Below are 10,771 nucleotides of genomic sequence, written 5' to 3' on the forward strand. Positions count from 1 at the left end.
CCTATTTTGATGGCCAAACAAAACCTAAGACCCTTCGATAGCATTACCTCAGTCTTGTATGCCCCTAATTCAAATGGTATCATAGGCGATGTGGCAAGAGCAGTAAGCCCACAAGTAGCTTATAACATAGGACAATACTTTAAACAAAACAAAACCCTAAACCAACTAGACAATGGTAATCGTCCAGAAGAACAAAGCCCACAACACCTACTAGCCCATACCATACTAGGTGCTGCTGTAAGCTATGCCACAGGTAATAACCCAACCATAGGTGCCTTATCAGCAGTAGGCAGTGAAGCTGTTGCTCCAGTTTTATCAAATTATTTATATGGCAAAAAACCAAACGAGCTTAGTCAAGATGAAAAGGATACCATCACAAGTATCTTAAGCTTAACCACTGCCATAACTACCTACACCACAACAGGCGGTAGTGTAGCCGATGCAGTTAATGGAGCTGAGATTGGGAGAGTTGGGGTTGAGTGGAATGCTGGACACTCAGCAAAACAAATCGCAAGTATTTCAAAGAGACAACAAAATGAATGTAAATCTTTGGGCATACCTTCAAATCAATGTGGCAAGTATCATGGTGAGAAAAGCCTTGAAATCCTCAGACAAATAGGCTTGTTCATTATACCAACCACTCCAGAAGAAATTGCTATTGCAGTTGTAACTGGCGGTGCTGGTGGGTATGTGATTAAAGCTGGAGGTAAAATTCTTAGCAAGACTTTTAAAAGCAAAGATGAAGCTGAAAAAGTCTTAGCGGAAGCTAAGAGGGTAAGATATAACAATCCACAGACTTACAGAGAAGATTTGGCTCGCCAAGCCGGCATCCCTAGGGATATTATCAACAACCCTACCAGCATTTGGGGTAAAGCCGCCGATCAGATTAAACAATCCCTTGAAATGGACGGTGCTGTTGTTACCAAAAAACCTCACAGAGCTAGATCTTCAGGCAATGGTCAGGTTTATGAAGTTAAAGGTGGTTCATCAGGAATTGGAGAGTTTGAGTATCATGCAGGTGGAGGTGTTCATGGTGCACCTTATTACAAAATAGTTAAAAATGATGGTACCATAGTCAAGATTATAGAGAAAAATAGTGGCTACAAGCCAGGAACCATAACTCGAAATCAGATTTATTTAAACCCTCAAGGTCAGCGATTAATATATAAAGGTGAAAAGTGGATGATTTGGGAATGATGAGTGTTCAAAACATACCCTTGGTGCCAGATTTAATGGCAGATATTATTCCTGAGCAGTCTGCTGCTGGTTATCATATAGGTATGGATTTTAATCAATTTTTTCAGACAATATCTACAAATTTTATTTATCAAAGAGAAGATATTGACTTATCTTTGACCGAGAAAGATGTTTGGGTGGTGGAATTTTTTTTCAGTGAACATTACCCGAATAGACAGATTGCATCTTGGAATAATACGGTAACACTCATATTTGATGATAACAAGCTCAATATTATCAGTTTAAAAAATGACTATCAAGGAAAATTATTTGATAAAGTCAACATTGGCGATAGATTGGATATATTGTTAGATAAGTATTATTTTTTATTTTATTTTGAGGTGCATTTATTGGTTGAAAAGAATCAAAATAGAGAAATTTTAGAAAAATATATATTTGATAATGATTTATATGATATTGATATAGAAAATGATTTTGATGTAATGAGTATCATATATGATATAAATGATACAATTACTGTTTTGGGCGTAGAATTCAATACAAACTATAAAATTCAATTTTCCAAAGAATATCCAGATCAAATTATTGAAGAGATTGTTATTTTTGGCTCATAAAAACATATTTTCTATAGTAATTTTATCAGCTACTTACTAGCTTTTAAGTCTACTGTTGTCATTTGGTGTTGGTTGGTAATCACCTCTCATATTAAATTTACCTAGACAAACAGGGAAATAGACTTGAATTTATTGGTCACGGCAAATGGAGAATAAAGAAATGAATTATATACCAAATATGAATGCTGAAATTATACCTTTTCAAGGTGCGGCGGGATTTTGTTTGGGTATGGAAATTGATCATTTTATCTGTAATGTAAAGTACATTCACGCTTCTGATGATTTTATTTACAATAGATATTCTGTAGAAAATATATCAAATATGGAAATTTGGCGTATTAAGGATGAGATAAACCCTGATTTTTTTGATAACAGTAAGTCACATAGAACAGTACATTGCTATTGGAATCATGATGTTTTATTGGTTTTTTCTGGTCAAGAAGATTGTGTCTTGGAATCCATTACGCTTGGTCAAAACTATCAGGGTAAGCTTATTGGCTGTGTAGGTGTCAATGATGTTCTTGGTCGTTTTAGTGATGACTATGATTTTGAAATATATGCCGATGCCTGCTACTTGATGCCAAAAAACAGTCAAGATGATGCTGTTATTGGAGCAGAATTACATCTAAGTACTTTAGATACAAATTCTAAAGAATTTTTAGAACAACGAATTATTGGAATTAGAATTTATAGTCACTAAAGATGCTTGGAGAATAAAGAAATGAAATATATAATACCAAAACTAGATGCTGAAATAATTCCTTTCCACAGTTCTGCTGGATTTGAGCTAGGCATGCCTTTTAATGATTTTATCAAAAATGCAAAATATAAAAAAAGCGACAGATGAGTTTTTATCTAGATGGTATTCCAATAATCCCATTAAATCTACAGAGGGTTATTGGTATATTGAAGATATTTACAGTCAAAATATACTCAATAACAATGTTGGTGAAAGAATAATTTCATGTTATTGGAATAATGACGTTTTATTAATATTTTCTGGAAAGGATTGTTCCCTAAATTCAATTATAGTATGTGGTAATTATTATGGAAAATTATTAGGAAATGTTTCTATAGGAGATAATTTAATCGATGTGCATAAAATATATAATTTTGAATTTTATGCAGATACACTATATTTAATGCATAAAGATGAATATGATGAGGTAATAGGTGCAGAAATTATGACTAATTATTTATCAGATTATTCAGATTTAATATTAGACCAAATAATTCTGGCTATTGGGATTTATAGCGAACAGGAAAACGGTTAAAACAACCAAGGAGAAATAGAAACCCTAGAAACCACAGCAGAACACTCATTTTGGATTAAAGAGACTGGCTGGCTAAAAGCATCTTTGCTTATAAAGATACTCCAAATGGGTATGAGCCTGATAATGATTTTTTAAGTAGTCAAGCCAGTAAAAAAGCTAGAGATGAAAAGTTAATCAAAGATGCTGAAAATATCAGCACGGCCAAACCTGATGGTAGACCGCCGCAAGTAACAGCACCAAGAAACATTCAAGAGCAAATATTGTGGAGTGAAGTTGTTAAAAACCCTAAGACCGCTGGTAAACCTTTAAATGGTATGAATAATGATCCTAGATTCCCCAAAGATGCAGGATTTCAAAAGATGGAAGCCAAAATGAGAAGTAATGATGGAAAGACGGTAGTTATACATTATCAATACAATCATAAGACAAATAAGGCTTATGATATTAAGATAACCTCAGTTGAATAACAAGAATTTAAGGAGTTAAAAAGATGTTGATTAGAGCAAAAGATAGTTTGTTAAATAATTATATTTACATTTATTCAATATATTTGTCTAAAAACGGCTTTGATGAAACTTGTTGGTATTTTTTATGTAGCTCTGAGAATAAATTTGGACTTAATGTTTTTACATTAGACGAGATTAAGGAAATTGAGATTTTGGATTTTGAATGTCAGATTTCTTACTTCTATATTGACAACGAAATTGCAAACAGAATAAGAAAAAACAATTGGAGCATAGATGAAAATTTATACTTAAATTCACAAAATCAGTATATGCACCCAGTTTTAAAATATTTTTTAGATAATCAGTGGGAAGTTTACGAAGGAATCATTGAAGGTCAGATTGATGATTGGAGAGAATTCGAAAAAAAATTAGGATTTAGACCTTGAATAATTCAAAAGGCTCTCGACCATCAAAGTTAAAAATCTCACTTAATCAAACTCCATAAATGGCGTTGTAACTCATCAACATCTTTGTTCCAACGCCATTCACATTCTTTGTCGTTGCGTTCAAAGTTGACAGTAACACCGTTAAATTTAGCAAGCCGTCTCTTTTGAAGATACCAAAAACAGGTTGTTTTATGTGCCACGACCTTGCTTTAACTTGCCGTGAAAGCCTCTTTGTTGCTTTGCCCCAAAATAGCTTTTATCCAGTTCAATTTCACCGTATCATAAGCGTTTTTGGTTGGTTTAATACTCATAGATTTCTTGTCTAAAAACACCAAACCGATGATTGATTGTATTGCGATTGAACTCAAGGACCCTGGTTCAAAAAGTATGCTACACCCACCCATAGTTGATATAATGAAACACCAAGTCAAATGCTTTAAGATGATTGGTTAGGTTTTTAGAGAAACAACACGTTTTTCTAAATGCTCGCCTAGCAAAGGTTCTAAGCCTTGTGTTATTGCCTTCAATACCAACGGTAAAGTGTTTACCCACTTGTTTGATAGAGTGCTTAAAAGCCGTCAGAAAGCTGTCCCAATCATCACAAGCAATTTTATCAAAACTTATACCTAAACTCATCAGTTTTGACCTTAACTGTTTGGCAGTAGCAAGGTTTCTTTTGCCCCATACATAGGCAACAATCTCACCTGTGTGTCTATCGTACGCATAGATGAGCCAAACTTTGTTTTTCTTGTTACCCACATAAGTCCAAAACTCATCTATCTTTAAGGTATTGTAATGCTTTTGTCTTGGTTTGATTTGGTGATTACTGTTTGCAAGCACACTAAGCACTTTGCCCTTACTCACTTGTTCAAGTATCACAATGTCAGCAATGCTACAACCACGAACTAACATTAAGCGTATTTTGTTATCTATGTAAGATTGACAACCTTTGTAAGTAAGCTGTAAATGATGAACAAACTGTTTATGACAATCTTTGCAAAAATAGTTTTGTTTGCCATAGCTTTTTATGCCATTTTTCTTATACTAACCGATAGGCAACTTGGGCAAGTAATGGTAATTTGTGTCTTCATAACCGTAAATTACCAACTTTTGTGCAAGTTGTCTTTTTAGTTTTTGTTACAGCATACTTTTTGGGCTACTACCCAATTATTAACTCCTGTAACGAATGAGCAAATGCTTGGGCATTATATTTATGGCAACGGACAACCCTTAACAATAGATCAACTAGGAGTTGCACCATTATTGCACAGTACTGTTAAAAAAAAGGGAGCATTTGGTATGTCGGGTTCTATAGAAAGTAGATTTACCGAGCAAATTGTTACCAAGTTTAAGGCAGGCAATAGAAACTATACATTTAATAGCTCTTATAATGTGGGTTCGGAAATTGGAGTTTGGGCTTTTGGTTCAGGTGTAATTTCTGGTCAATTTGATGGCACTATTAATAAATTGCCTAATGGTAAATATCGTGTTATAGGAACTATTAATTATCAATTCAGTGATGTATTTGAAGACCCTTATGATACATTTAATTGGATTCCTGGTTCTTATGATCCGAATGGCAAGCCCTATAAGATCACAGGTGCTTGGTCTGAAAATATTGATAAAATTTTGGATGTTAATAGATGAAGAAAATTAGCATTTTTATATGCATGATAATTCTGATATTTGTTTTTGCGTGTTTAGAATACTATTTTAGAAGTTTTGAAATAGCAGATGGTGTAAAAATAAAAAGAATGGTAGATGGCAATTATTATATTATTTATAGAGGGAGAAAAGTAGGGGGAGTGGTTACAGCTGTTGATAGTTGGTATATTCATCAACATTATATTCATGGATCAACCACCATAAAAAACACAAGTGATAATATTATATATTTTATAATTGATGTATGCAGTAAAGAAGTTTACCAAACGGAATATTCTAGCAAATTTTATTCTTATCTTGAAGAGAAAAATATACCTAAAGATCAGATAGGTAATTATATGAGTGGTGATAACATTGTTGATATGAGAACTCATAAAAATAAATATAGTTATGAATATAAGTGTCCATAATGATGTCTTGTATCTTTACTAAACCCCAAACCACGAAATCGCCCACCACAACGGACAAGGCGAAACTTCTGCCACTTAAAAACCAAGAAGGCAATAATGGAGAACAAGGATAAGTTTGGGGGTGGACTATGACAGGCGGCATTGCCAAAAATAAATACAATTATTGTGCCACCTAGGGCGTATTCAAAGAGAATCAACGATTATATATCAGGCAATAAACCAGGGCGTTTGGAGATAGTTGCTAAATAGCGTATAATAGCAAAAAAACACAAGTGCCAATAAGCAAACAAAAAAATAAATCAAATTTAAACCATTGATTTTAATAAAAAATTTACAAGTAGTTGATTTTATGAAAGATAAGCGTATCAGCCTTGCACCAATGATTGATTGGACGACCAGTGATTTTCGGAATTTTGCTCGCTTTTTTAACCCTGATATTTATTTATATACCGAGATGATTAGCACCAGTGCTATTTTAAAGGGTGATGCCGCTCATATTTTGCGATTTACGAATGAAGAACACCCTGTAGTGCTACAACTGGGCGGTTCTGACGCGTCTCATATGGCTGCTGCCATCGAGCGAGCGGAGGCGATTTGTGGGGGGTATGATGAATACAACATCAATGTTGGCTGCCCGTCTGACAGGGTGCAGCACAATCGAATTGGTGCGTGCTTGATGGCTGAACCGCAACTGGTTGCTGATATGGTGCGTGCCATGCGTGAGGCAACCGACAAGCCCATCACTGTCAAGCATCGGATTGGGATCGATCATCATGACAGTTATGAGTTTATGCGTGATTTTGTCGGAGAGGTTGCTCAAGCTGGCTGCAAGCGTTTTATTGTTCATGCACGCACGGCATGGCTGCAGGGCTTATCACCCAAAGAAAATCGAGAAATTCCGCCCCTGCGTTATCAGGAGGTGTATCGGCTCAAGGAAGAATTTACCGAATTAACCATCGAAATCAACGGCGGCATTGATAATTTATCGGCAATAGATGAGCATCTTAAACGAGTTGATGGCGTGATGATTGGTCGAGCGTTTTATCACAATCCGTATTTGATGGCACAGTGCAATACTCTGTGGCAACGGAGCGTACCAAGCCATCGAGAGATTTTTGAGAAACTGCTGGCATACTTGCACACCAGAGCGGAGCAAGGGGCAAATTTGGCAACGCTAAGCCGACACTATTTGGGCTTGTTTCAGGGCATGGCAGGGGCTCGCCATTGGCGACAGCAATTAAGCGGCAAATCGGTTTTGACACTTGAGCAAATTCGCCAAGCAGGTGAGTATGTACTGCTGCATAACAATGTCTAATACTTATTAGAAATAATGAATAATAAGGCAATTGTTGGCGATGAAAAGCCTATCAATTCGTCCTTGTTAAACTTGGGTCAATCGTGGGATTGTGTTAATGCAACTTATTGTTTTTAATTATTTTTTCTGATAATTTTGCCAAGTGCAGTTTTTGATCAACCAATAAAGCAATGACAGCATGAACGCATCTGTCATGCTGGTGTGTTTGGTCTTGCCAGTCGCCAAGCACCATGCGAGTTTTTTGCCCGTATTGATGGCTGGCAGGGCGGTGCGTATGCCCATGCAGCAATATGTCGCAGCCATGCAGAGCGGCCTGTACGGCTTGGTCATTAACATCCATGATGGTTGCAGATTTGTTGTGTTTTTGGGTGGTTGCTTGAGTTTTGATATTGTTGGCAAGTTTTTGGCGAAAACTAAGTGGCATATTTAATAATAAAAACTTAACAATTGGATTGCGAATAATCGCACGATAGCGTTGATATGCCACATCATCGGTGCACAGAGCATCGCCATGCTCAAGGCGAATGCGGGCGGTTGGGGTTTTTAGGAAAAATGGTTCGTCAAGCAGCACACCATTAAAGCTGTTGCACAGTTTTTGTGAAATGGCAAAATCGCGGTTGCCATGCATCACAAAAATCTGCACGCCCTTGAGCTTTTGTAGTGCAGTGATGACAGGGTGTAGCCAATGCGTAGTTTTATCGGCCGTATCCAGATAGTCATCATCACCAAGCCAGCCATCAAGCCAATCGCCCAACAAATACAGTTCGGATAGGTTTGGCAATTGTTGCAGATGTTGTATCAGCTTGATAAACACTTGCGTCAATCTGGGCGTGTCAGCTGATAGGTGCAAATCACTAACAAAAACCGCCTGAATTTCAGACGGCTTTTTGTACAAAAAATCATCAACGCTGTGCATGGTTATTTTTTGATGATTTTGGCGGTGTTGATGACCACAGGCTCTGTTGGTACATCGGCATGATAGCCGAAACGACCTGTTGGCACGCCTTTGATTTGATTAACCACATCCATGCCGTCAATCACACGACCGAAGACAGCATAGCCCCAACCTTGAGGCGTTGGGCTTGAGTAGTTCAAAAAGTCATTGTCTTTGACATTGATAAAAAATTGTGCAGTGGCTGAATGTGGATCGCTGGTGCGAGCCATGGCAATCGTGCCAACGCTATTTTTTAGCCCATTGTCGGCTTCATTTTTAATTGGTGTGCCTGTGCGTTTTTCGTTCATTTCGGCATCCATACCGCCACCTTGAATCATAAAGCCGTCAATCACACGGTGAAACACCAAGCCATTATAATGACCAGATTCTACATAATCCAAAAAGTTGGCAACGGTAACAGGGGCTTTTTCGGCATTTAGCTCAAGCACGATAACGCCATAGCTGGTGTCAAGTTCTACAATTGGCATATCCATGATGGTATCCTTTAAATTAACAGGTTTTGATTAAATTTATAATTATAACACAGCTTGCTGATTTTTGGGTGGTTTTCTTATCATTTGCCAATATGCTTTTGGCGAGCAGGTTTATGCTTAATTTGCATCACTTATGCCATCAAAACTTATTTGGTTAATTTTGTTCACAAAAATTGTGTCAATTCTGCTAAAATAATCAATATTTACATTATATCACTTGGACGACATCATGACTCAATCTACTGAAAAAAACGATTTTATCCGCAGTATTATCCGTGAGGACTTGGCAACAGGCAAGCATGAGCAGGTTTTGACGCGTTTTCCACCTGAACCGAATGGGTTTTTGCACATTGGTCATGTAAAGTCCATTTGCCTAAATTTTGGCGTGGCGGCTGAGTTTGGTGGTGCGTGTAATTTGCGTTTTGATGACACCAACCCAACTGCCGAAAAACAAGACTTTGTTGATGGCATTAAGCAAGATGTGCAGTGGCTGGGCTTTGATTGGGCAGGGCAGGTGCGTTATGCTTCTGGCTATTTTGATCAACTGTATGCATGGGCGGTGCAGCTGATTGAGCAGGGTGATGCTTATGTGGATTTGCAAAGTATCGATGAGATTCGCACCAATCGCGGCTCGTTTAATCAGGCAGGCACGCCTTCGCCATATCGTGATAGCAGCATCGAGGAGAATTTGGCACGCTTTTTTGATATGAAAGATGGCAAGTATGCTGATGGCGGTGCGGTATTGCGAGCCAAAATTGACATGGCACACCCAAATATGAATATGCGTGATCCTGTGATTTATCGTGTCATGCACGCTCATCATCATCAGACCGCTGATGCGTGGTGCATTTATCCGATGTATGATTTTGCTCACCCGCTGTCGGACGCAATTGAGGGCATTACGCATTCTTTATGCACGCTAGAGTTTGAGGATCATCGTCCGTTTTATGATTGGGTGATTGATAAAATTGGCTTTGAGCGTCCGCCACGCCAATATGAATTTAGCCGCTTGAACATTGACCATACACTTACCAGCAAACGCAAACTTAAGCGATTGGTAGAGATGGGTGCGGTGTCTGGTTGGGACGACCCAAGAATGCCAACCATTGCAGGTATGCGTCGCCGTGGTTACACGCCAGAGGGCTTGCGTGATTTTTGTGAGCGTATTGGCGTAACCAAATCAGATGGCTTGGTGGATTATCGCATGCTGGAATTTAGCGTACGCAAATCGCTGGAAGATAGCACGGCACGAGGCATGGCAGTCCTGCGTCCGCTTAAGGTGAGCATCACCAACTTTGATGAGGCGGTAGCACAGTTTGCACAGCTAAAAAATCCCAAAACAGTTGCAGAGTTTGATGGCGAAGTGTTATGGCTTGTGCAGCCAAAGCACCCGACTTTGCCAATGGGCGAGCGTCGCATTCCGTTTACCAAGACCATTTATATTGACAAAACCGATTTCGAGGTTACTCCACCAGAGGGCTATAAACGCCTATCGCCAGAAAATCCCGAAATTCGTCTGCGTAATAGCTATGTGCTAAAAGTTGATGAATACAAAACCGATGATTCAGGTCAGGTGGTTGAGCTGATTGCCAGTATTGATGAGAAGACGCTGGGCAACAATCCCGAGGGTCGCAAGGTCAAGGGCGTGATTCATTGGGTATCAGCAACGCATGGCGTACCAGCACAGGTGCGACTGTATGAGCATTTGTTGCTAGAAGATGATGAAATTACTGACACGACCACAGTGCCAGATGCAGCTGATGCTGACAGTGCATGGATTTATCAGCATCTCAATCCCAATTCACTGACGGTCTGTCAGGCGGTGATTGAGCCTGATTTAGCAAAGGCAAAATCAGGTGAGCGATTCCAGTTTGAGCGTGAGAGTTATTTTATTGCTGACGCTGTGGAGCATAGCGAAACAACACCTGTATTTAACCAGATTGTTGGGCTAAAAGACAGCTTCAAGCCTGAATAAG

The 10,771-nt window shown here is 38.4% G+C and carries 13 protein-coding genes and 1 pseudogene; 10 read left to right on the forward strand and 4 right to left on the reverse strand.

Annotated features, from left to right (window positions below; genetic code table 11):
• The first annotated feature begins 9 nt into the window (after window positions 1–9).
• The 6 genes from EL162_RS10200 (at window position 10) to EL162_RS06450 (ending at window position 3,977) form a co-directional block, all read left to right on the forward strand.
• Window positions 10–1,197, forward strand: coding sequence for a VENN motif pre-toxin domain-containing protein (locus EL162_RS10200; protein ID WP_126330911.1), 1,188 nt, complete (start codon window positions 10–12; stop codon window positions 1,195–1,197).
• Window positions 1,179–1,811: a hypothetical protein gene (locus EL162_RS06430; protein ID WP_126330361.1), complete on the forward strand. Its 633-nt coding sequence runs from the start codon at window positions 1,179–1,181 to the stop codon at window positions 1,809–1,811. The genes EL162_RS10200 and EL162_RS06430 overlap by 19 nt, the downstream gene beginning before the upstream one ends.
• 145 nt (window positions 1,812–1,956) lie before the next feature.
• The gene (locus tag EL162_RS06435) at window positions 1,957–2,511 is read left to right on the forward strand and encodes a hypothetical protein (RefSeq protein ID WP_126330913.1); all 555 of its coding nucleotides are present in this window, start codon (window positions 1,957–1,959) and stop codon (window positions 2,509–2,511) included.
• 103 nt (window positions 2,512–2,614) lie between these two features.
• Complete coding sequence (locus EL162_RS06440; protein WP_126330915.1) at window positions 2,615–3,085, forward strand: hypothetical protein; 471 nt, start codon at window positions 2,615–2,617, stop codon at window positions 3,083–3,085.
• 260 nt (window positions 3,086–3,345) lie between these two features.
• Complete coding sequence (locus tag EL162_RS06445) at window positions 3,346–3,552, forward strand: hypothetical protein (RefSeq protein WP_126330917.1); 207 nt, start codon at window positions 3,346–3,348, stop codon at window positions 3,550–3,552.
• A 23-nt stretch (window positions 3,553–3,575) separates the two neighbouring features.
• Window positions 3,576–3,977, forward strand: coding sequence for a hypothetical protein (locus EL162_RS06450; protein ID WP_126330919.1), 402 nt, complete (start codon window positions 3,576–3,578; stop codon window positions 3,975–3,977).
• Between the two features lie 154 nt (window positions 3,978–4,131).
• On the opposite strand, the pseudogene EL162_RS10400 reads toward EL162_RS06450, so the two are convergent.
• Together EL162_RS10400 and EL162_RS06460 are read right to left on the reverse strand one after the other, a co-directional pair.
• Window positions 4,132–4,349, reverse strand: a pseudogene (locus tag EL162_RS10400) (IS1595 family transposase); the annotation flags it as partial.
• 18 nt (window positions 4,350–4,367) lie between these two features.
• Window positions 4,368–5,068, reverse strand: a protein-coding gene (locus tag EL162_RS06460; protein ID WP_446030805.1) for an IS1 family transposase whose coding sequence is annotated in 2 segments (ribosomal slippage) — window positions 4,368–5,020 and window positions 5,020–5,068 — 702 coding nt in all. Because the reading frame shifts where the segments join, the coding sequence is not laid out codon by codon here.
• A gap of 43 nt (window positions 5,069–5,111) precedes the next feature.
• Here EL162_RS06460 and EL162_RS06465 point away from each other — a divergent pair.
• The 3 genes from EL162_RS06465 to dusA all read left to right on the forward strand — a co-directional run bounded on the left by EL162_RS06465 (window position 5,112) and on the right by dusA (window position 7,367).
• Window positions 5,112–5,624: an alkaline phosphatase family protein gene (locus EL162_RS06465; RefSeq protein WP_126330921.1), complete on the forward strand. Its 513-nt coding sequence runs from the start codon at window positions 5,112–5,114 to the stop codon at window positions 5,622–5,624.
• Window positions 5,621–6,052, forward strand: coding sequence for a hypothetical protein (locus tag EL162_RS06470; protein WP_126330923.1), 432 nt, complete (start codon window positions 5,621–5,623; stop codon window positions 6,050–6,052). Before EL162_RS06465 ends, EL162_RS06470 begins: the two co-directional genes overlap by 4 nt.
• Window positions 6,053–6,401: 349 nt before the next feature.
• Window positions 6,402–7,367, forward strand: a complete 966-nt coding sequence (dusA, locus tag EL162_RS06475) for a tRNA dihydrouridine(20/20a) synthase DusA (RefSeq protein ID WP_076555198.1) — start codon at window positions 6,402–6,404, stop codon at window positions 7,365–7,367.
• 94 nt (window positions 7,368–7,461) lie between these two features.
• On the opposite strand, the gene EL162_RS06480 is transcribed toward dusA, so the two are convergent.
• Together EL162_RS06480 and EL162_RS06485 are read right to left on the reverse strand one after the other, a co-directional pair.
• Complete coding sequence (locus tag EL162_RS06480) at window positions 7,462–8,283, reverse strand: UDP-2,3-diacylglucosamine diphosphatase (protein WP_126330925.1); 822 nt, start codon at window positions 8,281–8,283, stop codon at window positions 7,462–7,464.
• Between the two features lie 2 nt (window positions 8,284–8,285).
• Window positions 8,286–8,795: a peptidylprolyl isomerase gene (locus tag EL162_RS06485; protein WP_076555200.1), complete on the reverse strand. Its 510-nt coding sequence runs from the start codon at window positions 8,793–8,795 to the stop codon at window positions 8,286–8,288.
• Between the two features lie 226 nt (window positions 8,796–9,021).
• Between EL162_RS06485 and EL162_RS06490 the strand changes: the two genes are divergently transcribed.
• Complete coding sequence (locus EL162_RS06490; protein WP_126331695.1) at window positions 9,022–10,770, forward strand: glutamine--tRNA ligase/YqeY domain fusion protein; 1,749 nt, start codon at window positions 9,022–9,024, stop codon at window positions 10,768–10,770.
• Window position 10,771: the final 1 nt, after the last annotated feature.

The organism is Moraxella cuniculi, assembly GCF_900637105.1.
Classification (GTDB): Bacteria; Pseudomonadota; Gammaproteobacteria; order Pseudomonadales; family Moraxellaceae; genus Moraxella; species Moraxella cuniculi.

Coding starts and splice junctions, on each gene's coding strand:
- EL162_RS10200 (WP_126330911.1), top strand. CDS start 10: ATGGCCAAACAAAACCTAAGACCCTTCGATAGCATTACCTCAGTCTTG.
- EL162_RS06435 (WP_126330913.1), top strand. CDS start 1,957: ATGGAGAATAAAGAAATGAATTATATACCAAATATGAATGCTGAAATT.
- EL162_RS06440 (WP_126330915.1), top strand. CDS start 2,615: ATGATTTTATCAAAAATGCAAAATATAAAAAAAGCGACAGATGAGTTT.
- EL162_RS06450 (WP_126330919.1), top strand. CDS start 3,576: ATGTTGATTAGAGCAAAAGATAGTTTGTTAAATAATTATATTTACATT.
- EL162_RS06470 (WP_126330923.1), top strand. CDS start 5,621: ATGAAGAAAATTAGCATTTTTATATGCATGATAATTCTGATATTTGTT.
- dusA (WP_076555198.1), top strand. CDS start 6,402: ATGAAAGATAAGCGTATCAGCCTTGCACCAATGATTGATTGGACGACC.
- EL162_RS06480 (WP_126330925.1), bottom strand. CDS start 8,283: ATGCACAGCGTTGATGATTTTTTGTACAAAAAGCCGTCTGAAATTCAG.
- EL162_RS06485 (WP_076555200.1), bottom strand. CDS start 8,795: ATGGATATGCCAATTGTAGAACTTGACACCAGCTATGGCGTTATCGTG.